The following is a 21,362-nucleotide window of genomic DNA, read 5'->3' as shown; positions in this document are numbered from 1 at the left end:
CGTTTCATTTTGCGTCGCTTCTCGCCATAGATGATGAACGGGATCATGGCGAAGAACGAAATCAGCAATGCCGTCAGGTAGACCCACCAGTGTTGCTCTTTGGGCAGGCCGGCCTTTTGCACCAGCGCCAGCGGCAGGGCCACGAAACTGGACATCAGCATGGCATGGAGCACGAAGATGCCCAGGTCCAGGCGCAGCAGGTCAGGATGCTTGAGCGTCGGCACCAGCGCCTGGCGGGCGACCCCGGATTCGCGATGCTGCAACGGCCCGGTGGAACGTGGCACGATGAACGCGACGATCAGCACACCCACCAGCGCCATGGCCCCGGTCGCGAGGAACAGGCCCGACAAACCGAAAGCCCGCGTCAACAACGGTCCTACAACCATGGCGACAGCGAACGACAGACCAATCGTCATGCCGATCATCGCCATCGCTTTTGTCCGATGCTGTTCGCGGGTCAGGTCTGACAGTAATGCCATGACGGCAGCAGAAATAGCACCCGCACCCTGTAGGATCCGTCCGGCGATCACGCCCCAGATCGAATCTGCGTTGGCCGCCAGCAGACTGCCGAGGGCGAACACGATAAGCCCCAGGTAAATGACGGGCCGTCGACCGATCCGGTCGGAAATGATCCCGAATGGGATCTGGAAAATCGCCTGGGTCAGGCCGTAGGCGCCGATCGCCAGCCCGATGAGGGCCGGGGTCGCGCCCGCCAGGTCCATGCCATAGGTCGCCAGTACCGGCAACACCATGAACATGCCCAGCATGCGAAAGGCGAACACCAGGGCCAGGCCGCTTGCCGCGCGGGCCTCGCCGCTACTCATGCGTTCGCTGTGGGGATCGTGCATGGAAAAACCTCGTGTGAACCGGCGGGGATTCTACCAGTCCCATCGATTGAGGGGGTATATGGCGACCGTTTGCCGCGCAGTCTTCATGTATGACACTTGATAGTGTGTATCCATCCAGTATTTACCCGTATACTCCTACGTTTTCGACGCCCGCCGAGCGAGGCCACTTTGGACAAGATCCTGATTCGTGGGGCCCGTACCCACAACCTGAAGAACATCGACCTGACCCTGCCACGGGACAAGCTGATCGTCATCACCGGCCTGTCCGGATCCGGCAAATCATCGCTGGCTTTCGACACCCTGTACGCCGAAGGCCAGCGACGCTATGTCGAATCGCTGTCGGCCTACGCCCGGCAGTTCCTGTCGATGATGGAAAAACCCGACGTCGACACCATCGAAGGCCTGTCGCCGGCGATCTCCATCGAACAGAAGTCGACCTCCCACAACCCACGGTCGACAGTCGGCACGATCACCGAAATCTACGACTACCTTCGCCTGCTCTATGCGCGCGTCGGTGTTCCCCGCTGCCCCGATCATGACATTCCACTTGAAGCCCAGACCGTCAGCCAGATGGTCGACCTGGTGCTGGCCCAGCCCGAAGGCAGCAAGCTGATGCTCCTGGCGCCGGTCATCCGCGAGCGCAAGGGCGAGCACTTGATGGTCTTCGAAGAACTGCGCGCCCAGGGCTTCGTTCGCGCGCGGGTCAACGGCAAGCTGTGCGAGCTCGACGAGCTGCCGAAGCTGGATAAACAGAAGAAGCATTCCATCGATGTGGTGGTGGACCGCTTCAAGGTCCGCGCCGATCTCCAGCAACGCCTGGCCGAATCCTTCGAGACCGCGTTGAAGCTGGCCGACGGCATCGCCCTGGTGGCGCCGATGGACGACGAGCCTGGCGAGGAGATAATCTTTTCCGCACGCTTCGCCTGCCCGATCTGCGGCCATGCGATCAGCGAGCTGGAGCCCAAGCTGTTCTCCTTCAACAACCCGGCCGGCGCCTGCCCGACCTGCGACGGCCTGGGGGTCAAGCAGTTCTTCGACACCAAGCGACTGGTCAATGGCGAACTGACCCTGGCCGAAGGCGCGATTCGAGGCTGGGACAGGCGCAACGTCTACTACTTCCAGATGCTTGGGTCGCTGGCAGCCCACTACAAGTTCAGCCTGGACAAGCCATTCAGCGAGCTGCCCGCCGACCAGCAGAAATTCATCCTGCACGGCAGCGGCTCGCAGAATGTCGACTTCAAATACCTGAACGACCGTGGCGATATCGTCAAGCGCTCGCACCCGTTCGAAGGCATCGTGCCGAACCTGGAGCGACGCTACCGCGAGACCGAGTCGGCCAGCGTGCGCGAAGAACTGGCCAAGTTCCTCAGCACTCAGCCCTGCCCTGATTGCCGCGGCACCCGCTTGCGCCGCGAAGCGCGGCATGTGTGGGTCGGTGAGAAGACGCTGCCAGCTGTCACCAACTTGCCGATTGGCGATGCCACCGATTATTTCGGCGGTTTGAAGCTCACCGGTCGTCGTGGCGAAATCGCCGACAAGATCCTCAAGGAAATCCGCGAACGCCTGCAGTTCCTGGTGAACGTCGGCCTTAATTACCTGACCCTCGATCGCAGTGCCGACACCTTGTCCGGCGGCGAAGCCCAGCGTATCCGCCTTGCCAGCCAGATCGGCGCCGGCCTGGTGGGCGTCATGTACATCCTCGACGAACCGTCCATTGGCCTGCACCAGCGGGATAACGACCGCCTGCTCGGGACCTTGAAGCACCTGCGGGATATCGGCAACACCGTCATCGTCGTAGAGCATGACGAAGACGCGATTCGCCTGGCGGATTACGTGGTGGACATCGGCCCAGGCGCGGGCGTCCACGGTGGGCATATTGTCGCCCAGGGCACTGCCGCCGAGGTCATGGCGCATCCCGACTCGCTGACCGGCAAATACCTGTCGGGCCGGGTGAAGATCAAGGTTCCGGCCAAGCGCACGCCACGCAACAAGAAACTGTCGCTGACCCTCAAGGGTGCCCGCGGCAACAACCTGCGCAACGTCGACCTGGAAATCCCGATTGGCCTGCTCACGTGTGTCACCGGCGTGTCAGGTTCCGGCAAGTCGACGCTGATCAACAACACGCTGTTCCCCCTCAGCGCCACTGCCCTGAACGGCGCCACCACTTTGGAAGCCGCCGCTCACGACAGCATCAAGGGCCTGGAGCATCTGGACAAGGTCGTCGACATCGACCAAAGCCCGATCGGTCGTACGCCGCGCTCCAACCCGGCGACCTACACCGGGCTGTTCACCCCGATCCGCGAACTGTTCGCCGGCGTACCGGAGTCCCGCTCACGGGGTTACGGCCCAGGGCGTTTCTCGTTCAACGTCAAGGGTGGGCGCTGCGAGGCCTGCCAGGGCGATGGCCTGATCAAGGTGGAAATGCACTTCCTGCCTGACATCTACGTGCCATGCGATGTGTGCAAGAGCAAGCGTTACAACCGCGAGACCCTGGAGATCAAGTACAAGGGCAAGAACATCCACGAGACCCTGGAGATGACCATCGAAGAGGCCCGGGTGTTCTTCGACGCGGTACCGGCTTTGGCGCGCAAACTCCAGACGTTGATGGATGTAGGGCTGTCGTACATCAAGCTCGGTCAGTCGGCGACCACCTTGTCCGGCGGCGAGGCGCAGCGGGTCAAGCTATCCCGCGAGCTGTCCAAGCGCGATACCGGCAAGACCCTTTATATCCTCGATGAGCCGACCACTGGTCTGCATTTCGCAGATATCCAGCAATTGCTCGACGTACTGCATCGTCTCCGCGATCACGGCAACACCGTGGTGGTCATTGAACACAACCTGGACGTGATCAAGACCGCTGACTGGCTGGTGGACCTGGGCCCGGAAGGCGGTTCCAAGGGCGGCCAGATCATTGCCGTAGGGACGCCGGAGCAGGTGGCGGAGATGAAGCAGTCCCATACTGGGTATTACCTCAAGCCACTGCTGGAGCGTGATCGGGACTGATTCTTCCTGGCACAAAAAAGCCCCTGTCATCTCATCGATGGCAGGGGCTTGATCGTTCCCACGCTTTGCGGGGGAATGCATCTCGGAACGCTCTGCGTTCCCCTCTTCAGCAATCAGAACTGCGATTGCAGGTAATTTTCCAACCCGATCAGCTTGATCAGGCCCAACTGCTTCTCCAGCCAGTAGGTATGATCCTCTTCGGTATCGTTGAGCTGGATACGCAGGATCTCGCGGGTCACGTAGTCGTTGTGCTGCTCGCACAACTCAATGCCTTTGCACAGCGCGGCGCGAACCTTGTATTCCAGGCGAAGGTCGGCGGCGAGCATGTCGGGGACGGTGGTACCGACGTCCAGGTCGTCCGGGCGCATGCGCGGCGTGCCTTCGAGCATCAGGATCCGGCGCATCAACGCATCAGCGTGCTGTGCCTCTTCTTCCATCTCATGGTTGATACGTTCGTAGAGCTCGGTAAACCCCCAATCCTCGTACATCCGCGAATGGATGAAATATTGATCACGGGCTGCCAGCTCGCCGGTCAGCAACGTGTTGAGGTAATCGATTACGTCTGGGTGACCTTGCATCGCCCTACATCTCCACAAGCTTTGAAAGGCTCTAGTTTGAACCAACCTGACTGCAAGGTCACTCGTCTAGCGCAACAAAAGTGAAGAAAATCCAAGAAAAGCAGGCTAAATAACGCAAAAACCGCCCTAATGAGGGCGGTTCTGCTTCTCGTTTAGACTTAGTTAAGCTGTACGCCCAGCGCCTTTGCGATACCTTCTCCGTAAGCAGCGTCTGCCTTGAAGAAATGCTGCAGTTGGCGATCAACCACATCCGCCGAAACGCCGCCCATCGCGCCGGCAATGTTGCTGATCAGCAGCGCTTTCTGCTCGTCGCTCATCAAGCGGAACAGCGCGCCAGCGTGGCTGTAGTAGTCAGTGTCTTCGCGATGATCATAACGATCCGCCGCACCGCTGAGGGCCAATGCCGGCTCCGCATAATGCGGTGCCTGCTTCGGCGCTTCGACATAGCTGTTAGGCTCGTAGTTGGGAGCCGCGCCACCATTGCTGCCGAACGCCATCGCGCCGTCACGTTGGTAGGTATTGACCGGGCTACGCGGCGCATTCACTGGCAATTGCTGGTGATTGGTACCCACGCGGTAGCGGTGTGCATCGGCGTAGGCAAATACGCGGCCCTGCAGCATGCGATCAGGCGAAAGACCCACACCCGGCACCATGTTGCTCGGCCCGAATGCCACTTGTTCCACCTCGGCAAAGTAGTTCAGCGGATTGCGATTGAGTTCAAGTTCACCGACCTCGATCAGCGGGAATTCCTTCTGCGACCAAGTCTTGGTCACATCGAACGGGTTCTCGTAATGAGCCGCAGCCTGAGCTTCGGTCATGATCTGGATGCAGACGCTCCATTTCGGGAATTCACCGCGCTCGATCGCATTGAACAAGTCGCGCTGGGCATAATCCGGGTCGGTACCCGCCAGGCGAGCGGCCTCGGCCGGTGCCAGGTTCTTGATCCCTTGCTTGGTCTTGTAGTGCCATTTCACCCAGTGACGCTCGCCTTGGGCATTGATCAGGCTATAGGTATGGCTGCCGAAGCCATGCATGTGGCGGTAGCCGTCAGGAATGCCGCGGTCAGAGAACAGGATGGTGATCTGGTGCAGCGCCTCGGGAGAATGCGACCAGAAATCCCACATCATCTGCGCGCTTTTGAGATTGCTTTGCGGCAAGCGTTTTTGCGTGTGGATGAAATCTGGAAATTTCAGCGGATCACGAATGAAGAATACAGGCGTGTTGTTGCCAACGATGTCCCAGTTACCTTCTTCCGTGTAGAACTTCAGGGCGAAACCGCGGGGGTCACGCTCAGTGTCAGCGGAGCCGCGCTCACCGCCAACGGTGGAGAAGCGGAGGAAAGTCGGCGTCTGCTTGCCCACGGAATCGAACAGCTTCGCGCTGGTGTATTGGGTGATATCACGAGTTACGGTAAAGGTACCGTATGCACCTGACCCTTTCGCGTGCACGCGGCGCTCGGGAATGTTTTCGCGGTTGAAATGAGCAAGCTTCTCGATCAGGTGGAAATCATCGAGCAGCAGCGGGCCACGTGGGCCGGCGGAGCGAGAGTTCTGGTTATCGGCAACAGGAGCGCCACTGGCGGTCGTAAGCGTTTTGATCTGGCTCATGCTCAATTCTTCCTAGGTCGGTCTTCGGACTGCCGGCTAATCGGCTGGAGAGGAGTATTGATCAACAATGTGACGGCTACAAATTTATTAAATTGTGCGCATCAATAGAAAATCTCTAACAACAACCCCAACGCCAATAGTGACGCCTTGGCCTTATGGAAGCTTGTACGAATAAGCTGTTTTTCTTACGCGCACAAAAAACCGGGCACTAGGCCCGGTTCTTCGTTGCAGACTGTCGTCTTACTCGGCGCTTACAGCTTCGCCGGCAGTAGCACGATCAACCAACTCGACGTACGCCATAGGCGCGTTGTCGCCAGCGCGGAAACCGCACTTGAGGATGCGCAGGTAGCCACCCTCACGGGTAGCGTAACGCTTGCCCAGGTCGTTGAAGAGCTTACCAACGATAGCTTTCGAACGAGTACGGTCGAAAGCCAGGCGGCGGTTAGCCAGGCTGTCTGTCTTGGCCAGAGTGATCAGCGGCTCGGCAACGCGGCGCAGTTCTTTGGCTTTCGGCAGTGTAGTTTTGATCAGCTCGTGCTCGAACAGCGACACCGCCATGTTTTGAAACATGGCCTTGCGGTGCGAGCTGGTGCGGCTCAGGTGACGACCACTTTTACGATGACGCATGGTTCATTCCTTACCAAACACAACGTTCGGTGATTACGACGATCAGGCAGTCGCCTTGTCGTCCTTCTTAAGACTTGCAGGCGGCCAGTTGTCGAGGCGCATGCCGAGGGACAGACCGCGGGAGGCCAGAACGTCCTTGATTTCAGTCAAGGATTTCTTGCCAAGGTTCGGAGTCTTCAACAGCTCTACTTCGGTACGCTGAATCAGGTCGCCGATGTAGTAGATGTTTTCCGCCTTAAGGCAGTTAGCCGAACGTACAGTCAGTTCCAGATCGTCAACCGGGCGAAGCAGGATCGGATCGATCTCGTCTTCCTGCTCGACAACCACTGGCTCACTGTCACCCTTGAGGTCGACGAACGCAGCCAACTGCTGTTGCAGGATGGTTGCTGCACGACGGATAGCCTCTTCAGGATCCAGGGTACCGTTGGTTTCCAGATCAATAACCAGCTTGTCCAGGTTGGTACGCTGTTCGACACGGGCGTTTTCCACCACGTATGCGATACGGCGAACCGGGCTGAACGAAGAGTCAAGCTGCAAGCGACCGATGCTGCGGCTTTCGTCTTCATCGCTCTGACGCGAGTCTGCCGGTTCATAACCACGACCACGAGCTACGGTGAGCTTCATGTTCAGGGCGCCGTTAGACGCCAGGTTAGCGATTACGTGATCGGGGTTAACGATCTCGACATCATGATCCAGCTGAATATCGGCAGCGGTAACCACCCCCGAACCCTTCTTCGACAAGGTCAGCGTAACTTCGTCACGACCGTGCAGCTTGATAGCCAGACCTTTAAGGTTCAACAGGATTTCAATTACGTCTTCCTGTACACCTTCGATGGCGCTGTACTCGTGGAGCACACCGTCAATCTCGGCCTCGACTACTGCACAGCCGGGCATTGAGGACAACAGGATGCGGCGCAGCGCGTTGCCCAGGGTGTGGCCGAAACCACGCTCGAGAGGCTCGAGTGTGATCTTGGCGCGGGTTGGACTGACAACCTGCACATCAATATGGCGGGGTGTCAGGAACTCATTTACCGAAATCTGCATGGATGCACCTATTTTCTAGCCCTTACTTGGAGTAGAGCTCGACAATCAGGCTTTCGTTGATGTCGGCGGACAGATCACTGCGAGCAGGAACGTTCTTGAAAACGCCCGACTTCTTCTCAGTGTCTACTTCTACCCATTCTACGCGGCCACGTTGGGCACACAGATCGAGAGCTTGGACAATGCGAAGTTGGTTCTTTGCTTTCTCGCGAACAGCAACCACGTCACCAGCACGAACCTGGTAGGACGGAACGTTTACGGTCTGGCCGTTAACGCTGATCGACTTGTGCGATACCAGCTGACGGGATTCGGCACGAGTAGAACCGAAACCCATACGGTATACAACGTTGTCCAGGCGGCATTCGAGCAGCTGCAACAGGTTTTCGCCGGTTGCGCCTTTCTTGCCAGCAGCTTCTTTGTAGTAGCCGCTGAATTGACGCTCGAGAACGCCATAGATACGACGGACCTTCTGCTTTTCACGCAGTTGGGTGCCGTAGTCGGACTGGCGACCGCGGCGTTGGCCGTGGATACCAGGTGCTGCTTCAATGTTGCACTTCGATTCGATCGCGCGCACGCCGCTCTTCAGGAAGAGATCGGTGCCTTCGCGACGAGCGAGTTTGCATTTTGGACCAATGTAACGAGCCATTCTTTACAATCTCCTGGATTACACGCGGCGCTTCTTCGGCGGACGGCACCCGTTGTGCGGGATTGGCGTCACGTCGGTGATGCTGGCGATCTTGTAGCCACAGCCGTTCAAAGCGCGGACTGCGGATTCACGACCTGGACCTGGACCTTTGACGTTGACGTCGAGGTTTTTCAGGCCGTATTCCAGCGCAGCTTGACCAGCACGCTCGGCAGCTACTTGAGCAGCGAACGGGGTGGACTTGCGGGAACCGCGGAAACCCGAACCACCGGAGGTAGCCCAGGAAAGAGCGTTACCTTGACGGTCGGTAATGGTCACGATGGTGTTGTTAAAAGAAGCATGGATGTGGGCGATGCCATCAACCACTGTCTTTTTAACTTTTTTACGAGGACGAGCAGCAGGTTTTGCCATGATTAAATTCCTGTCGATTCGCTGGGGCGATTACTTGCGGATCGGCTTACGCGGACCTTTACGGGTACGCGCGTTGGTCTTGGTACGCTGACCGCGTACTGGCAGACCACGACGATGACGCAGACCGCGATAGCAACCGAGGTCCATCAAGCGCTTGATTTTCATGTTGATTTCGCGACGCAGGTCACCTTCAGTGGTGAACTTCGCCACTTCGCCACGCAGCTGTTCAATTTGCTCGTCGCTCAGATCCTTGATCTTTGCCGCTGGGTTAACCCCAGTCACTGCACAAATTTTCTGTGCAGTAGTGCGACCAACACCATAGATGTAGGTCAGCGAGATAACAGTATGCTTGTTATCTGGAATGTTGACGCCTGCAATACGGGCCATTCAGTGGGACTCCAATTGACAGCTACCTACGCCCCGGAAGCCAAGAAATAGGGCGCGAGATAATATCGCTGTAATAACAAATAATCAACCCGGCAGCGCACTAGCTGCCGGGCTTAAAGCACAATCACACTCAGCCTTGGCGCTGTTTGTGACGCGGTTCCGCGCTGCAAATTACCCGAACAACACCTTCGCGGCGAATAATCTTGCAGTTACGGCACAGCTTTTTCACCGATGCACGAACTTTCATCACCAACTCCTCGAACCTTATGGACGCTACTCAGCGCAACATGCCGCTGCCGTAGCCCTTCAGGTTGGCTTTCTTCATCAGGGATTCGTACTGGTGCGAAACGAGGTGCGATTGTACTTGGGACATGAAGTCCATCACAACCACGACCACGATCAGCAACGAGGTCCCGCCAAGGTAGAACGGTACGTTTGCCGCAACCACCAGAAACTGGGGAAGCAGGCAGACGGCCGTCATGTAAAGAGCACCGAACATGGTCAAGCGAGTCAGAACGCCATCAATGTAGCGCGCAGACTGCTCACCAGGACGGATGCCCGGAATAAAGGCACCGGACTTCTTCAGGTTTTCCGCTACGTCTTTCGGATTGAACATCAACGCCGTATAGAAGAAGCAGAAGAAAATAATCCCTGCACTAAACAGCAGAATATTCAACGGCTGACCAGGAGCGATCGACTGCGAGATGTCCTGCAACCAGCCCATACCTTCAGACTGGCCGAACCAGGCACCCAACGAAGCCGGGAACAGCAGGATGCTGCTCGCGAAAATGGCCGGGATAACGCCGGCCATGTTCACCTTCAACGGCAAGTGGCTGGTCTGCGCAGCAAACACCTTGCGGCCCTGCTGACGCTTGGCGTAGTGAACAGCAATACGACGCTGGCCACGCTCAATGAACACCACGAAACCGATAATCGCTACTGCCAGCAAACCGATGGCAACCAAGGCAAAAATGTTGATATCGCCCTGACGCGCAGACTCGAAAGACTGCCCGATTGCTCTCGGAAGACCGGCGACGATACCTGCGAAAATCAACATCGAGATACCGTTGCCAACACCACGCTCAGTAATCTGCTCACCCAGCCACATCATGAACATTGCGCCTGCCACAAAGGTGGTTACCGCAACGAAATGGAAGCTAAAGTCACCAGTGAACGATACGCCCTGCCCTGCCAGGCCAATGGACATGCCAATGGCTTGAACGAGAGCGAGGACGACAGTGCCGTAGCGGGTGTACTGGCTAATCTTGCGACGGCCAGCTTCACCTTCCTTCTTCAACTGCTCCAGCTGCGGGCTGACGGCGGTCATCAACTGCATGATGATCGATGCCGAGATGTACGGCATGATCCCCAGTGCAAAAATGCTCATCCGTTCCAGCGCGCCGCCGGAAAACATGTTGAACAAGCTAAGAATGGTCCCCTCATTCTGTCGAAACAGGTCCGCGAGTCGGTCCGGGTTGATACCTGGAACCGGGATGTGTGCGCCTATTCGGTAGACGATAATCGCCAGGAACAGAAAACGCAGACGAGCCCAGAGTTCAGACATACCGCCTTTGCCGAGCGCAGAGAGAGCACCTTGCTTAGCCATTTATTCCTCGAACTTGCCGCCAGCTGCTTCGATAGCCGCACGCGCACCTTTGGTGGCGCCGATTCCCTTTCCGATGGTGACAGCACGAGCAACTTCGCCCGACAGCATGATTTTCACACGCTGAACGTTCTGGTTGATCACGTTGGCATCCTTCAGGGACTGCACGGTGACGACGTCGCCGTCCACTTTGGCCAGCTCGGACAGACGCACTTCTGCGCGGTCCATGGCTTTCAGGGAAACGAAGCCGAACTTCGGCAGGCGACGATGCAGCGGCTGTTGACCGCCTTCAAAGCCTGGAGCAATAGTGCCACCGGAGCGGGAGGTTTGACCTTTGTGGCCACGGCCACCGGTCTTGCCCAAACCACTACCGATACCACGGCCCGGACGATGCTTTTCGCGACGGGAACCCGGCGCTGGACTCAGATCATTGAGTTTCATCGATTAACCCTCGACACGCAGCATGTAGTAAGCCTTGTTGATCATCCCGCGATTCTCGGGAGTATCCAGGACTTCTACAGTGTGACCGATGCGACGCAGACCCAGACCCTTAACGCACAGTTTGTGGTTAGGGATGCGGCCGGTCATGCTTTTGATCAGCGTAACTTTTACGGTAGCCATGATCAGAAGATCTCCTTGACGCTTTTGCCACGCTTGGCGGCAATGGATTCAGGAGACTGCATTGCTTTCAAACCCTTGAAAGTGGCGTGAACCACGTTTACTGGGTTAGTCGAGCCGTAGCACTTGGCCAGAACGTTCTGAACGCCAGCAACTTCGAGGACAGCACGCATAGCGCCGCCAGCGATGATACCGGTACCTTCAGAAGCAGGCTGCATGTACACCTTGGAAGCGCCATGGGCAGACTTCATTGCGTACTGCAGAGTGGTGCCGTTCAGATCAACCTGGATCATGTTGCGGCGAGCAGCTTCCATTGCCTTCTGGATCGCAGCAGGCACTTCACGCGACTTGCCACGGCCGAAGCCAACACGGCCCTTACCATCACCAACCACGGTCAACGCGGTGAAAGTGAAGATACGGCCGCCTTTAACGGTTTTGGCTACGCGGTTAACTTGAACCAGCTTCTCGATGTAGCCTTCGTCGCGCTTTTGGTCGTTATTTGACATAACTTAGAACTCCAGCCCAGCTTCACGAGCAGCATCAGCCAGCGCCTTGACGCGGCCGTGGTACTTGAAGCCAGAGCGGTCGAAAGCCACCTGCGAGACGCCAGCGGCTTTAGCACGCGTAGCGACCAGCTGGCCAACCTTAGTGGCCGCGTCGATGTTGCCAGTGGCACCATCACGCAGTTCTTTATCCAAAGTCGAGGCACTTGCCAGGACTTTGTTGCCGTCGGCCGAAATGACCTGGGCGTAGATGTGCTGCGACGAGCGGAACACGCAGAGACGCACGACTTCGAGTTCGTGCATTTTCAGGCGTGCTTTGCGAGCGCGACGCAGTCGAGTAACTTTTTTGTCGGTCATTTGCTATGCCCTACTTCTTCTTGGCTTCTTTACGACGGACGACTTCGTCCGCGTAGCGCACACCTTTGCCTTTGTACGGCTCTGGTGGACGGAAGTCGCGGATCTCGGCGGCCACTTGACCTACCAGCTGCTTGTCGATGCCCTTGATCAGGATATCGGTCTGGCTAGGAGTCTCAGCGGTGATGCCTTCCGGCAGTTCATAATCCACTGGGTGCGAGAAGCCAAGAGCCAGGTTCAGCACTGTGCCTTTTGCTTGCGCTTTGTAACCAACACCGACCAGTTGGAGCTTGCGCTCGAAGCCTTGGCTTACGCCTTGGACCATGTTGTTTACCAACGCACGAGTGGTACCAGCCATTGCGCGAGTCTGTTGATCGCCATTGCGAGCAGCGAAACGCAGCTCACCAGCTTCTTCAACGATCTCAACGGACGAATGGATGTTCAGTTGCAGAGTGCCCTTGGCACCCTTCACCGAAAGCTGTTGGCCTGCGAATTTGACTTCGACACCGGCTGGCAGCTTAACGGGGTTCTTAGCGACGCGTGACATGCTTATCCCCCCTTAGAACACAGTGCAAAGAACTTCGCCGCCGACACCGGCAGCGCGCGCAGCACGATCCGTCATCACACCTTTGTTGGTGGAGACGATAGACACGCCCAGGCCGCCACGAACTTTCGGCAGATCCTCAACGGACTTGTACTGACGCAGGCCAGGACGGCTAACGCGCTTCACTTCCTCGATGACCGGACGGCCTTCGAAGTACTTCAGCTCGATGGACAGCAGAGGCTTGATTTCGCTGCTGATCTGATAACCCGCAATGTAACCTTCGTCCTTCAGGACTTTGGCAACAGCTACCTTCAAAGTAGAAGATGGCATGCTTACGACGGACTTTTCAGCCATCTGGGCATTACGGATACGAGTTAGCATGTCCGCTAACGGGTCCTGCATACTCATGGGCTAGACGCTCCTAATACACAAAAAATTAGCCTTTCGGCTAGTACGTGTCGCCGAGCGCATCCGCGCAATAAAAACACGGGCTCAGGCGAGCCGGGTATTCTAGACACACCCCAGAAATGAATCAAGCCCCAAAAGGGGCTTGATTCAAGTTCAAGGCCACCGACGGTCAGGATCTTGCGACCCCGAGCATCATGGCTTTGACAGTGCTTACCAGCTGGCTTTAACCAGACCTGGAACGTCACCACGCATAGCAGCTTGACGCAGCATGTTACGGCCGAGGCCGAACTTGCGGTACACGCCGTGCGGACGACCAGTCAGGCGGCAGCGGTTACGCATGCGCGAAGCGCTCGCGTCACGTGGCTGCTTCTGCAGTGCTACGGTAGCTTCCCAACGCGCTTCTGGACTTGCGTTCAGATCGACGATGATAGCTTTCAGCGCTGCACGCTTGGTGGCGTACTTGGCAACGGTGAGCTGACGCTTCAGCTCACGGTTCTTCATGCTCTTCTTGGCCATTGTCCTACTCCAATCAGTTGCGGAACGGGAATTTGAAAGCACGCAGCAATGCGCGACCTTCTTCATCCGTCCGAGCAGTGGTGGTCAGGGTAATGTCCAGACCGCGGAGAGCATCGATCTTGTCGTAATCGATTTCCGGGAAAATGATCTGCTCTTTTACGCCCATGCTGTAGTTGCCACGACCATCGAAGGACTTGGCATTCAGGCCGCGGAAGTCGCGAACCCGAGGCAGGGAGATCGACAGCAGACGATCCAGGAACTCGTACATACGCTCACGGCGCAGGGTCACTTTGACGCCGATCGGCCAACCTTCACGGACTTTAAAGCCAGCGATGGATTTCCGAGCGTAGGTCACGACGACTTTCTGGCCGGTGATCTTTTCCAGGTCGGCAACTGCGTGCTCGATGACTTTTTTGTCGCCGATCGCTTCGCCCAGACCCATGTTCAGGGTGATTTTGGTAACGCGCGGAACTTCCATCACGTTCGAAAGCTTAAGTTCTTCCTTAAGTTTCGGTGCGATTTCCTTCCGGTAAATCTCTTTTAGTCGTGCCATGGTCTTCTACCTAGCAGTGTTCAAGCATCAACCGCTTTTTGGGTCGACTTGAAGACACGAATTTTCTTACCGTCTTCTACTTTGAAACCAACGCGGTCAGCCTTGTTGGTTTCGCCGTTGAAAATGGCGACGTTGGAAGCGTGCAGTGGCGCTTCTTTCTCGACGATACCGCCCTGTACGCCCGACATCGGGTTAGGCTTGGTATGACGCTTGACCAGGTTCAGACCACCAACAACCAGACGGTTGTCAGCAAGAACCTTCAGCACCTTACCGCGCTTACCCTTGTCTTTGCCGGCGATCACGATGATCTCGTCGTCACGACGAATCTTTTGCATGTCGGATCTCCTTACAGCACTTCTGGGGCGAGCGAGACGATCTTCATGAACTTCTCAGTACGAAGTTCACGGGTCACTGGCCCAAAGATACGGGTGCCGATTGGCTCTTGCTTGTTGTTCAACAGAACAGCAGCGTTGCCATCAAAGCGGATGATGGAGCCGTCAGCACGACGAACACCGTGGCGAGTGCGGACTACAACAGCAGTCATCACTTGACCTTTCTTCACCTTACCGCGAGGAATTGCTTCCTTGACGGTAACTTTGATGATGTCACCGATACCAGCGTAACGACGATGGGAGCCACCCAGCACCTTGATGCACATAACGCGGCGAGCGCCGCTGTTATCGGCCACATCGAGCATGGATTGAGTCTGAATCATATAATTTCTCCGACCCCTAGCCCTTAGACTTCCACAGCGCGTTCGAGAACATCAACCAGCGCCCAAGACTTGGTCTTGGCCAGCGGACGAGTTTCACGAATAGTGACCTTGTCGCCGATGTGGCACTGATTGGTTTCGTCGTGCGCGTGCAGCTTAGTCGAACGCTTAACGTATTTACCGTAGATCGGGTGCTTAACGCGACGCTCGATCAGAACGGTGATGGTTTTGTCCATCTTGTCGCTGACAACACGGCCAGTCAGCGTACGGACAGTTTTTTCGGCTTCAGCCATGATCACTTACCTGCCTGCTGGTTGAGCACAGTTTTCACGCGAGCGATGTCACGCTTAACTTGCGAGAGCAGATGAGACTGCCCCAACTGGCCAGTTGCTTTCTGCATGCGCAGATTGAACTGGTCGCGCAGCAGGCCGAGCAGTTGCTCGTTCAGCTGCTGTGCGGATTTTTCACGAAGTTCATTCGCTTTCATCACATCACCGTCCGTTTAACAAAGGAGGTGGCGAGCGGCAGCTTTGCAGCAGCCAGGGCGAAAGCCTCACGCGCCAGCTCTTCAGAAACACCCTCGATTTCATACAGGACTTTGCCTGGCTGAATCTGGGCAACCCAGTACTCCACGTTACCCTTACCTTTACCCATCCGAACTTCGAGTGGCTTCTTGGTGACAGGCTTGTCCGGGAATACACGGATCCAGATCTTGCCGCCACGTTTTACGTGACGGGTCAGAGCACGACGCGCTGACTCGATCTGACGAGCGGTGAGACGACCACGAGCAACAGACTTCAGCGCGAACTCGCCGAAGCTGACTTTGCTACCGCGCAATGCCAGGCCACGGTTGTGACCGGTCATCTGCTTGCGGAACTTCGTACGCTTTGGTTGCAACATTTGGCGTACCCCTTACTTAGCAGCTTTTTTACGAGGCGCTGGTGCTTGTGGCTTCAGTTCTTCTTGGCGACCACCAATTACTTCGCCTTTGAAGATCCAAACCTTTACACCGATCACACCGTAGGTGGTGTGAGCTTCGTAGTTGGCATAGTCGATGTCGGCACGCAGGGTGTGCAGTGGCACACGACCTTCGCGATACCATTCAGTACGTGCGATTTCAGCACCGCCGAGACGACCGCTCACTTGGATTTTGATGCCTTTGGCACCAATGCGCATTGCGTTCTGTACAGCGCGCTTCATAGCGCGACGGAACATTACACGGCGCTCCAGCTGCTGAGCTACGCTCTGCGCAACCAGCATACCGTCGAGTTCCGGCTTGCGGATCTCTTCGATATTGATGTGCACAGGCACACCCATTTGCTTGGTCAGGTCCTGACGCAGTTTCTCAACATCTTCACCTTTCTTCCCGATAACGATACCTGGGCGAGCGGTGTGGATGGTGATACGTGCAGTCTGAGCCGGACGATGGATATCGATACGGCTGACGGACGCGCTTTTTAGTTTGTCTTGGAGATACTCACGCACCTTCAGATCAGCGAACAAGTAGTCCGCATAAGTCCGACCGTCTGCGTACCAGACGGAGGTGTGCTCCTTGACGATTCCCAGGCGAATGCCAATGGGATGTACTTTCTGACCCATCTCTTCGACTCCGTTACTTGTCAGCAACCTTGACAGTGATATGGCAAGACCGCTTGACGATGCGATCAGCACGGCCTTTGGCACGTGGCATGATGCGCTTCAGCGAACGCCCTTCGTTGACGAAAACGGTGCTGACTTTCAGGTCATCAACGTCTGCGCCTTCGTTATGCTCGGCGTTGGCTACGGCCGACTCCAGCACTTTTTTCATGATCTCGGCGGCTTTCTTACTGCTGAAAGCCAACAGGTTGAGCGCTTCGCCCACCTTCTTCCCGCGGATCTGGTCGGCGACCAAGCGGGCTTTCTGGGCGGAGATTCGAGCGCCCGACAACTTAGCGGCTACTTCCATTTCCTAACCCCTTAACGCTTGGCTTTCTTGTCTGCCACGTGCCCGCGATAAGTGCGGGTACCGGCGAACTCGCCCAGTTTGTGGCCGACCATGTCTTCGTTAACGAGAACTGGGACGTGTTGACGACCGTTGTGTACAGCAATGGTCAGACCGACCATTTGTGGCAGGATCATCGAACGGCGCGACCAGGTCTTAACTGGTTTGCGATCGTTCTTTTCCGCCGCCACTTCGATCTTCTTCAGTAGGTGAAGATCAATAAAAGGACCTTTTTTCAGAGAACGTGGCACTGTCGTATCCCTCTATTTACTTGCGACGACGGACGATCATTTTGTCGGTACGCTTATTACCACGAGTCTTCGCGCCCTTAGTCGGGAAGCCCCATGGCGATACCGGATGACGACCACCAGAGGTACGACCTTCACCACCACCATGTGGGTGGTCAACCGGGTTCATGGCAACACCACGAACGGTTGGGCGAACGCCACGCCAGCGCTTGGCACCAGCTTTACCCAACGAACGCAGGCTGTGCTCGGAGTTCGAGACTTCGCCCAGGGTCGCACGGCATTCAGCCAGTACTTTACGCATCTCACCAGAACGCAGACGCAGGGTCACGTAGACACCTTCACGAGCGATCAGCTGAGCCGAAGCACCAGCGGAACGAGCGATTTGCGCGCCTTTACCTGGCTTCAATTCGATGCCGTGTACGGTGCTACCAACTGGAATGTTGCGCAGTTGCAGAGCGTTGCCCGGCTTGATCGGCGCCAAGGCACCTGCGATCAGCTGGTCGCCAGCGCTCACGCCTTTAGGGGCGATGATGTAGCGACGCTCGCCATCTGCGTACAGCAGCAGAGCGATGTGAGCAGTACGGTTTGGATCGTATTCGATACGCTCGACGGTGGCAGCGATGCCATCCTTGTCGTTGCGACGGAAGTCGACCAGACGGTAATGCTGCTTATGACCACCACCGATGTGACGAGTGGTAATACGGCCATTGTTGTTACGACCACCAGACTTCGATTTTTTCTCGAGCAGCGGTGCGTGAGGAGCGCCTTTATGCAGCTCCTGGTTGACCACCTTGACCACAAAACGGCGGCCAGGGGAAGTCGGTTTGCATTTAACGATTGCCATGATGCACCCCTTCCTTACTCAGCACTGCTGCTGAAATCGAGATCTTGGCCTGGCTGAAGGGAGATAACTGCCTTCTTCCAGTCATTACGCTTGCCCAGACCGCGAGCAGTGCGCTTGCTTTTACCCAGAACGTTCAGGGTAGTCACGCGCTCTACTTTCACGCTGAACAGGCTTTCGACGGCCTTCTTGATTTCCAGCTTGGTTGCGTCGGTAGCAACCTTGAAAACGAACTGGCCTTTCTTGTCTGCCAGAACCGTAGCCTTCTCGGAAACGTGCGGGCCAAGCAGAACTTTAAATACGCGTTCCTGGTTCATCCCAGCAGCTCCTCGAATTTCTTCACGGCCGACACGGTGATCAACACCTTGTCGTATGCGATCAGACTGACCGGATCGGAACCTTGCACGTCACGAACGTCGACGTGTGGCAGGTTGCGAGCAGCCAGGTACAGGTTCTGATCAACAGCGTCAGACACGATCAGGACGTCAGTCAGGCCCATGCCGTTCAGCTTGTTCAGCAGATCTTTGGTTTTCGGTGCTTCAACAGCGAAGTCCTGAACCACGACCAGACGATCAGTACGCACCAGCTCAGCAAGGATGGAACGCATTGCTGCGCGATACATCTTCTTGTTCAGCTTCTGGGAGTGATCCTGAGGACGAGCTGCGAAAGTGGTACCGCCGCCACGCCAGATTGGGCTACGGATAGTACCGGCACGAGCACGGCCAGTACCTTTCTGACGCCATGGGCGCTTACCGCCACCGGAAACGTCGGAACGGGTCTTTTGCTGCTTGCTACCTTGACGGCCGCCGGCCATGTAGGCCACGACTGCTTGGTGAACCAGCGTCTCGTTGAATTCGCCGCCAAATGTCAGTTCGGAAACTTCGATCGCTTGAGCGTCATTTACATTTAATTGCATGTCAGCTTCCCCTTAACCGCGAGCCTTGGCTGCTGGACGTACAACCAAGTTGCCGCCAGTAGCGCCAGGAACAGCGCCCTTGACCAACAACAGATTGCGTTCAGCGTCCACGCGCACTACTTCGAGGGACTGCACGGTCACGCGCTCGGCGCCCATATGACCGGACATTTTCTTGCCCTTGAATACACGACCAGGAGTCTGGCACTGGCCGATAGAGCCTGGAACGCGGTGGGATACGGAGTTACCGTGGGTGTTATCTTGCCCGCGGAAGTTCCAACGCTTGATCGTACCCTGGAAGCCTTTACCCTTGGACTGACCGGTTACATCAACCAGTTGACCAGCGGCGAAGATTTCAGCGTTGATCAGATCGCCGGCCTGGTACTCGCCTTCTTCAAGACGGAATTCCATTACGGTACGACCAGCGGCTACGTTCGCCTTGGCGAAGTGGCCAGCCTGAGCTGCTGTTACACGCGAAGCGCGACGCTCGCCGACAGTGACTTGCACTGCACGATAGCCATCGGTCTCTTCAGTTTTGAACTGGGTGACGCGATTCGGCTCGATCTCAATGACCGTGACCGGAATGGAGACACCTTCTTCGGTGAAAATACGGGTCATACCGCATTTACGACCGACTACACCAATAGTCATGTTGTAAACCTCATGAGTGTACGGGGCTTTCACCCGCTATGGCCGCCCATTTCAGAGCGTTACACGACTAAGACCGAGTCTTAGCCGAGGCTGATCTGCACTTCCACACCGGCCGCAAGATCGAGCTTCATAAGAGCATCAACGGTTTTATCCGTTGGCTGGACGATGTCCAGAACGCGCTTATGAGTACGGATCTCGTACTGGTCACGCGCGTCTTTGTTGACGTGCGGGGAGACCAGAACGGTGAACCGCTCTTTACGGGTAGGCAGTGGAATTGGACCACGCACTTGAGCACCAGTACGTTTCGCGGTTTCCACGATTTCCTGGGTGGATTGGTCGATCAGGCGATGGTCAAAAGCCTTCAACCTGATACGGATTTGCTGATTTTGCATTGGATTTCAGACTCCGGCTGCTATTCCCACCGGGCGCAATACGCCCGTTAAAAGGAGGCGCAATTCTATAGACGCCCCCGATAGGTGTCAACCCAATAAAAAAGCCCCCGCTAAGCGGGGGCTTTCCTGTTCATCGAACCGACTCTGAAAGAGTCTTATTCGATGACTTTGGCTACGACGCCGGCGCCGACGGTACGACCGCCTTCACGGATAGCGAAACGCAGGCCGTCTTCCATCGCAATGGTCTTGATCAGGGTAACAGTCATCTGAATGTTGTCACCTGGCATTACCATTTCAACGCCTTCTGGCAGCTCGCAGTTACCAGTCACGTCAGTTGTACGGAAGTAGAACTGTGGACGGTAGCCTTTGAAGAACGGAGTGTGACGGCCGCCTTCTTCCTTGCTCAGAACGTAGACTTCTGCGGTGAACTTGGTGTGCGGCTTGACGGTGCCTGGCTTGACCAGAACCTGGCCACGCTCAACGTCGTCACGCTTGGTGCCGCGCAGCAGCACGCCGCAGTTCTCGCCAGCACGACCTTCGTCGAGCAGCTTGCGGAACATTTCAACGCCGGTGCAGGTAGTTTTCTGAGTGTCGCGCAGACCGACGATCTCAACTTCTTCCTGGATACGGACGATGCCACGCTCAACACGACCAGTCACAACAGTACCGCGACCGGAGATCGAGAATACGTCTTCGATTGGCATCAGGAACGGCTTGTCGATAGCACGCTCTGGCTCTGGGATGTAGCTGTCCAGAGTTTCCACCAGCTTCTTGACAGCAGTGGTGCCCATTTCGTTGTCGTCTTGGCCGTTCAGAGCCATCAGAGCCGAACCGATGATGATTGGAGTGTCATCACCTGGGAAGTCGTAAGTGCTCAGCAGGTCGCGCACTTCCATCTCAACCAGTTCCAGCAGCTCAGCGTCGTCAACCATGTCAGCCTTGTTCAGGAAGACAACGATGTACGGAACGCCTACCTGACGGGACAGCAGGATGTGCTCACGGGTTTGTGGCATCGGACCATCGGCGGCCGAGCAAACCAGGATCGCGCCGTCCATCTGGGCAGCACCGGTGATCATGTTTTTTACGTAGTCGGCGTGACCTGGGCAGTCAACGTGCGCGTAGTGACGCACGGCCGAATCGTATTCAACGTGAGCGGTGTTGATGGTGATACCGCGAGCTTTTTCTTCCGGGGCGCTGTCGATCTTGTCGAAGTCAACCTTGGCCGAACCGAAAACTTCGGAGCAGACACGGGTCAGAGCAGCGGTCAGGGTAGTCTTACCGTGGTCAACGTGGCCGATGGTGCCAACGTTGACGTGCGGTTTGTTCCGTTCAAATTTTTCTTTAGCCACGACAATTAACTCCTAGCTTAAAGGGGCTGGA

33 protein-coding genes are annotated in these 21,362 nt (G+C 56.5%); 1 reads left to right on the top strand and 32 read right to left on the bottom strand.

The genetic code is table 11. The features are described from left to right. On the bottom strand, nucleotides 1–848 hold an 848-nt coding region (locus M8Q45_RS28255; RefSeq protein WP_249877243.1), incomplete at its 3' end, for an MFS transporter. Nucleotides 849–1,016: 168 nt separating this feature from the next. On the opposite strand from M8Q45_RS28255, the gene uvrA reads away from it, so the two are divergent. Beyond that, on the top strand, nucleotides 1,017–3,851 hold the full coding sequence (uvrA, locus tag M8Q45_RS28250; RefSeq protein WP_249873127.1) for an excinuclease ABC subunit UvrA: 2,835 nt from the start codon (nucleotides 1,017–1,019) through the stop codon (nucleotides 3,849–3,851). Nucleotides 3,852–3,964: 113 nt separating this feature from the next. Here uvrA and bfr read toward each other — a convergent pair whose 3' ends face one another. The 31 genes from bfr to tuf form a co-directional block, all read right to left on the bottom strand. Next, a complete protein-coding gene (gene bfr / locus M8Q45_RS28245; RefSeq protein ID WP_003186005.1) occupies nucleotides 3,965–4,429 on the bottom strand; it encodes a bacterioferritin in 465 nt (154 codons plus the stop codon). A 158-nt stretch (nucleotides 4,430–4,587) separates the two neighbouring features. After that, the gene (locus M8Q45_RS28240) at nucleotides 4,588–6,036 is read right to left on the bottom strand and encodes a catalase (RefSeq protein ID WP_249873126.1); all 1,449 of its coding nucleotides are present in this window, start codon (nucleotides 6,034–6,036) and stop codon (nucleotides 4,588–4,590) included. A gap of 240 nt (nucleotides 6,037–6,276) precedes the next feature. Beyond that, nucleotides 6,277–6,663, bottom strand: coding sequence for a 50S ribosomal protein L17 (rplQ, locus tag M8Q45_RS28235; protein ID WP_003176402.1), 387 nt, complete (start codon nucleotides 6,661–6,663; stop codon nucleotides 6,277–6,279). A gap of 42 nt (nucleotides 6,664–6,705) precedes the next feature. Further along, nucleotides 6,706–7,707 (bottom strand): DNA-directed RNA polymerase subunit alpha, encoded by a 1,002-nt coding sequence (locus M8Q45_RS28230; RefSeq protein WP_003186012.1) that lies wholly within the window; start codon nucleotides 7,705–7,707, stop codon nucleotides 6,706–6,708. A 22-nt stretch (nucleotides 7,708–7,729) separates the two neighbouring features. Beyond that, on the bottom strand, nucleotides 7,730–8,350 hold the full coding sequence (rpsD, locus tag M8Q45_RS28225) for a 30S ribosomal protein S4 (RefSeq protein WP_003176404.1): 621 nt from the start codon (nucleotides 8,348–8,350) through the stop codon (nucleotides 7,730–7,732). 18 nt (nucleotides 8,351–8,368) lie between these two features. Next, entirely contained in the window at nucleotides 8,369–8,758 is a 390-nt protein-coding gene (gene rpsK / locus M8Q45_RS28220) for a 30S ribosomal protein S11 (protein WP_002555466.1), read from the bottom strand. 30 nt (nucleotides 8,759–8,788) lie between these two features. Next, complete coding sequence (rpsM, locus tag M8Q45_RS28215; RefSeq protein WP_003186020.1) at nucleotides 8,789–9,145, bottom strand: 30S ribosomal protein S13; 357 nt, start codon at nucleotides 9,143–9,145, stop codon at nucleotides 8,789–8,791. Between the two features lie 130 nt (nucleotides 9,146–9,275). Beyond that, entirely contained in the window at nucleotides 9,276–9,392 is a 117-nt protein-coding gene (rpmJ, locus tag M8Q45_RS28210) for a 50S ribosomal protein L36 (RefSeq protein WP_002555468.1), read from the bottom strand. Nucleotides 9,393–9,422: 30 nt separating this feature from the next. Beyond that, entirely contained in the window at nucleotides 9,423–10,751 is a 1,329-nt protein-coding gene (gene secY, locus M8Q45_RS28205; protein WP_030140491.1) for a preprotein translocase subunit SecY, read from the bottom strand. Further along, nucleotides 10,752–11,189, bottom strand: a complete 438-nt coding sequence (gene rplO, locus M8Q45_RS28200; protein ID WP_042729623.1) for a 50S ribosomal protein L15 — start codon at nucleotides 11,187–11,189, stop codon at nucleotides 10,752–10,754. It abuts the gene before it with no gap. Between the two features lie 3 nt (nucleotides 11,190–11,192). Next, nucleotides 11,193–11,369, bottom strand: a complete 177-nt coding sequence (gene rpmD, locus M8Q45_RS28195; protein WP_003186033.1) for a 50S ribosomal protein L30 — start codon at nucleotides 11,367–11,369, stop codon at nucleotides 11,193–11,195. A 2-nt stretch (nucleotides 11,370–11,371) separates the two neighbouring features. Continuing rightward, complete coding sequence (gene rpsE / locus M8Q45_RS28190; RefSeq protein ID WP_003186035.1) at nucleotides 11,372–11,872, bottom strand: 30S ribosomal protein S5; 501 nt, start codon at nucleotides 11,870–11,872, stop codon at nucleotides 11,372–11,374. Between the two features lie 3 nt (nucleotides 11,873–11,875). Next, nucleotides 11,876–12,226, bottom strand: a complete 351-nt coding sequence (gene rplR / locus M8Q45_RS28185; protein ID WP_003186037.1) for a 50S ribosomal protein L18 — start codon at nucleotides 12,224–12,226, stop codon at nucleotides 11,876–11,878. 10 nt (nucleotides 12,227–12,236) lie between these two features. Beyond that, a complete protein-coding gene (gene rplF, locus M8Q45_RS28180; RefSeq protein WP_003186039.1) occupies nucleotides 12,237–12,770 on the bottom strand; it encodes a 50S ribosomal protein L6 in 534 nt (177 codons plus the stop codon). Nucleotides 12,771–12,782: 12 nt separating this feature from the next. After that, a complete protein-coding gene (rpsH, locus tag M8Q45_RS28175; RefSeq protein ID WP_017848802.1) occupies nucleotides 12,783–13,175 on the bottom strand; it encodes a 30S ribosomal protein S8 in 393 nt (130 codons plus the stop codon). Between the two features lie 210 nt (nucleotides 13,176–13,385). Next, nucleotides 13,386–13,691, bottom strand: coding sequence for a 30S ribosomal protein S14 (gene rpsN, locus M8Q45_RS28170; RefSeq protein ID WP_003186042.1), 306 nt, complete (start codon nucleotides 13,689–13,691; stop codon nucleotides 13,386–13,388). Between the two features lie 13 nt (nucleotides 13,692–13,704). Then, entirely contained in the window at nucleotides 13,705–14,244 is a 540-nt protein-coding gene (gene rplE, locus M8Q45_RS28165; protein WP_030140492.1) for a 50S ribosomal protein L5, read from the bottom strand. A 20-nt stretch (nucleotides 14,245–14,264) separates the two neighbouring features. Continuing rightward, nucleotides 14,265–14,579 (bottom strand): 50S ribosomal protein L24, encoded by a 315-nt coding sequence (rplX, locus tag M8Q45_RS28160; protein WP_003186046.1) that lies wholly within the window; start codon nucleotides 14,577–14,579, stop codon nucleotides 14,265–14,267. An 11-nt stretch (nucleotides 14,580–14,590) separates the two neighbouring features. Then, nucleotides 14,591–14,959, bottom strand: coding sequence for a 50S ribosomal protein L14 (rplN, locus tag M8Q45_RS28155; RefSeq protein ID WP_002555479.1), 369 nt, complete (start codon nucleotides 14,957–14,959; stop codon nucleotides 14,591–14,593). Between the two features lie 23 nt (nucleotides 14,960–14,982). Then, nucleotides 14,983–15,249, bottom strand: a complete 267-nt coding sequence (gene rpsQ, locus M8Q45_RS28150) for a 30S ribosomal protein S17 (protein WP_003176419.1) — start codon at nucleotides 15,247–15,249, stop codon at nucleotides 14,983–14,985. Between the two features lie 2 nt (nucleotides 15,250–15,251). Then, nucleotides 15,252–15,443 (bottom strand): 50S ribosomal protein L29, encoded by a 192-nt coding sequence (gene rpmC / locus M8Q45_RS28145; RefSeq protein WP_002555481.1) that lies wholly within the window; start codon nucleotides 15,441–15,443, stop codon nucleotides 15,252–15,254. After that, nucleotides 15,443–15,856, bottom strand: coding sequence for a 50S ribosomal protein L16 (gene rplP, locus M8Q45_RS28140; protein ID WP_003186052.1), 414 nt, complete (start codon nucleotides 15,854–15,856; stop codon nucleotides 15,443–15,445). Before rplP ends, rpmC begins: the two co-directional genes overlap by 1 nt. A gap of 12 nt (nucleotides 15,857–15,868) precedes the next feature. Further along, entirely contained in the window at nucleotides 15,869–16,555 is a 687-nt protein-coding gene (gene rpsC / locus M8Q45_RS28135) for a 30S ribosomal protein S3 (protein WP_003176422.1), read from the bottom strand. A gap of 13 nt (nucleotides 16,556–16,568) precedes the next feature. Further along, complete coding sequence (gene rplV, locus M8Q45_RS28130; protein WP_003103908.1) at nucleotides 16,569–16,901, bottom strand: 50S ribosomal protein L22; 333 nt, start codon at nucleotides 16,899–16,901, stop codon at nucleotides 16,569–16,571. Between the two features lie 11 nt (nucleotides 16,902–16,912). After that, a complete protein-coding gene (rpsS, locus tag M8Q45_RS28125; RefSeq protein WP_002555486.1) occupies nucleotides 16,913–17,188 on the bottom strand; it encodes a 30S ribosomal protein S19 in 276 nt (91 codons plus the stop codon). Between the two features lie 16 nt (nucleotides 17,189–17,204). Further along, nucleotides 17,205–18,029, bottom strand: a complete 825-nt coding sequence (gene rplB, locus M8Q45_RS28120; RefSeq protein ID WP_003186055.1) for a 50S ribosomal protein L2 — start codon at nucleotides 18,027–18,029, stop codon at nucleotides 17,205–17,207. Between the two features lie 14 nt (nucleotides 18,030–18,043). Continuing rightward, nucleotides 18,044–18,343: a 50S ribosomal protein L23 gene (gene rplW / locus M8Q45_RS28115; protein ID WP_002555488.1), complete on the bottom strand. Its 300-nt coding sequence runs from the start codon at nucleotides 18,341–18,343 to the stop codon at nucleotides 18,044–18,046. Continuing rightward, nucleotides 18,340–18,942 carry a 50S ribosomal protein L4 gene (gene rplD / locus M8Q45_RS28110; protein ID WP_003186057.1) on the bottom strand — a complete coding sequence of 201 codons (603 nt, stop codon included), beginning with the start codon at nucleotides 18,940–18,942 and terminating at the stop codon, nucleotides 18,340–18,342. The genes rplW and rplD overlap by 4 nt, the downstream gene beginning before the upstream one ends. Nucleotides 18,943–18,954: 12 nt before the next feature. Then, the gene (gene rplC / locus M8Q45_RS28105; RefSeq protein ID WP_003186059.1) at nucleotides 18,955–19,590 is read right to left on the bottom strand and encodes a 50S ribosomal protein L3; all 636 of its coding nucleotides are present in this window, start codon (nucleotides 19,588–19,590) and stop codon (nucleotides 18,955–18,957) included. 80 nt (nucleotides 19,591–19,670) lie between these two features. Next, nucleotides 19,671–19,982 carry a 30S ribosomal protein S10 gene (rpsJ, locus tag M8Q45_RS28100; RefSeq protein WP_003186070.1) on the bottom strand — a complete coding sequence of 104 codons (312 nt, stop codon included), beginning with the start codon at nucleotides 19,980–19,982 and terminating at the stop codon, nucleotides 19,671–19,673. A gap of 155 nt (nucleotides 19,983–20,137) precedes the next feature. After that, nucleotides 20,138–21,331 (bottom strand): elongation factor Tu, encoded by a 1,194-nt coding sequence (gene tuf, locus M8Q45_RS28095; RefSeq protein WP_003186103.1) that lies wholly within the window; start codon nucleotides 21,329–21,331, stop codon nucleotides 20,138–20,140. Nucleotides 21,332–21,362 lie beyond the last annotated feature (31 nt).

It is taken from the genome of Pseudomonas sp. T1.Ur (genome assembly GCF_023516725.1).
Lineage (GTDB): Bacteria > Pseudomonadota > Gammaproteobacteria > Pseudomonadales > Pseudomonadaceae > Aquipseudomonas > Aquipseudomonas alvandae.
This window is presented reverse-complemented; position numbering and strand designations above follow the sequence as displayed.

What these genes read in the sequence shown, in the direction of transcription:
- bfr (WP_003186005.1), bottom strand. Translation starts at nt 4,429, where the DNA reads ATGCAAGGTCACCCAGACGTAATCGATTACCTCAACACGTTGCTGACC.
- M8Q45_RS28240 (WP_249873126.1), bottom strand. Translation starts at nt 6,036, where the DNA reads ATGAGCCAGATCAAAACGCTTACGACCGCCAGTGGCGCTCCTGTTGCC.
- rplQ (WP_003176402.1), bottom strand. Translation starts at nt 6,663, where the DNA reads ATGCGTCATCGTAAAAGTGGTCGTCACCTGAGCCGCACCAGCTCGCAC.
- M8Q45_RS28230 (WP_003186012.1), bottom strand. Translation starts at nt 7,707, where the DNA reads ATGCAGATTTCGGTAAATGAGTTCCTGACACCCCGCCATATTGATGTG.
- rpsD (WP_003176404.1), bottom strand. Translation starts at nt 8,350, where the DNA reads ATGGCTCGTTACATTGGTCCAAAATGCAAACTCGCTCGTCGCGAAGGC.
- rpsK (WP_002555466.1), bottom strand. Translation starts at nt 8,758, where the DNA reads ATGGCAAAACCTGCTGCTCGTCCTCGTAAAAAAGTTAAAAAGACAGTG.
- rpsM (WP_003186020.1), bottom strand. Translation starts at nt 9,145, where the DNA reads ATGGCCCGTATTGCAGGCGTCAACATTCCAGATAACAAGCATACTGTT.
- rpmJ (WP_002555468.1), bottom strand. Translation starts at nt 9,392, where the DNA reads ATGAAAGTTCGTGCATCGGTGAAAAAGCTGTGCCGTAACTGCAAGATT.
- secY (WP_030140491.1), bottom strand. Translation starts at nt 10,751, where the DNA reads ATGGCTAAGCAAGGTGCTCTCTCTGCGCTCGGCAAAGGCGGTATGTCT.
- rplO (WP_042729623.1), bottom strand. Translation starts at nt 11,189, where the DNA reads ATGAAACTCAATGATCTGAGTCCAGCGCCGGGTTCCCGTCGCGAAAAG.
- rpmD (WP_003186033.1), bottom strand. Translation starts at nt 11,369, where the DNA reads ATGGCTACCGTAAAAGTTACGCTGATCAAAAGCATGACCGGCCGCATC.
- rpsE (WP_003186035.1), bottom strand. Translation starts at nt 11,872, where the DNA reads ATGTCAAATAACGACCAAAAGCGCGACGAAGGCTACATCGAGAAGCTG.
- rplR (WP_003186037.1), bottom strand. Translation starts at nt 12,226, where the DNA reads ATGACCGACAAAAAAGTTACTCGACTGCGTCGCGCTCGCAAAGCACGC.
- rplF (WP_003186039.1), bottom strand. Translation starts at nt 12,770, where the DNA reads ATGTCACGCGTCGCTAAGAACCCCGTTAAGCTGCCAGCCGGTGTCGAA.
- rpsH (WP_017848802.1), bottom strand. Translation starts at nt 13,175, where the DNA reads ATGAGTATGCAGGACCCGTTAGCGGACATGCTAACTCGTATCCGTAAT.
- rpsN (WP_003186042.1), bottom strand. Translation starts at nt 13,691, where the DNA reads ATGGCCAAGAAGAGCATGAAGAACCGTGAGCTGAAGCGTCAGCTCACC.
- rplE (WP_030140492.1), bottom strand. Translation starts at nt 14,244, where the DNA reads ATGGCACGACTAAAAGAGATTTACCGGAAGGAAATCGCACCGAAACTT.
- rplX (WP_003186046.1), bottom strand. Translation starts at nt 14,579, where the DNA reads ATGCAAAAGATTCGTCGTGACGACGAGATCATCGTGATCGCCGGCAAA.
- rplN (WP_002555479.1), bottom strand. Translation starts at nt 14,959, where the DNA reads ATGATTCAGACTCAATCCATGCTCGATGTGGCCGATAACAGCGGCGCT.
- rpsQ (WP_003176419.1), bottom strand. Translation starts at nt 15,249, where the DNA reads ATGGCTGAAGCCGAAAAAACTGTCCGTACGCTGACTGGCCGTGTTGTC.
- rpmC (WP_002555481.1), bottom strand. Translation starts at nt 15,443, where the DNA reads ATGAAAGCGAATGAACTTCGTGAAAAATCCGCACAGCAGCTGAACGAG.
- rplP (WP_003186052.1), bottom strand. Translation starts at nt 15,856, where the DNA reads ATGTTGCAACCAAAGCGTACGAAGTTCCGCAAGCAGATGACCGGTCAC.
- rpsC (WP_003176422.1), bottom strand. Translation starts at nt 16,555, where the DNA reads ATGGGTCAGAAAGTACATCCCATTGGCATTCGCCTGGGAATCGTCAAG.
- rplV (WP_003103908.1), bottom strand. Translation starts at nt 16,901, where the DNA reads ATGGAAGTAGCCGCTAAGTTGTCGGGCGCTCGAATCTCCGCCCAGAAA.
- rplB (WP_003186055.1), bottom strand. Translation starts at nt 18,029, where the DNA reads ATGGCAATCGTTAAATGCAAACCGACTTCCCCTGGCCGCCGTTTTGTG.
- rplW (WP_002555488.1), bottom strand. Translation starts at nt 18,343, where the DNA reads ATGAACCAGGAACGCGTATTTAAAGTTCTGCTTGGCCCGCACGTTTCC.
- rplD (WP_003186057.1), bottom strand. Translation starts at nt 18,942, where the DNA reads ATGCAATTAAATGTAAATGACGCTCAAGCGATCGAAGTTTCCGAACTG.
- rplC (WP_003186059.1), bottom strand. Translation starts at nt 19,590, where the DNA reads ATGACTATTGGTGTAGTCGGTCGTAAATGCGGTATGACCCGTATTTTC.
- rpsJ (WP_003186070.1), bottom strand. Translation starts at nt 19,982, where the DNA reads ATGCAAAATCAGCAAATCCGTATCAGGTTGAAGGCTTTTGACCATCGC.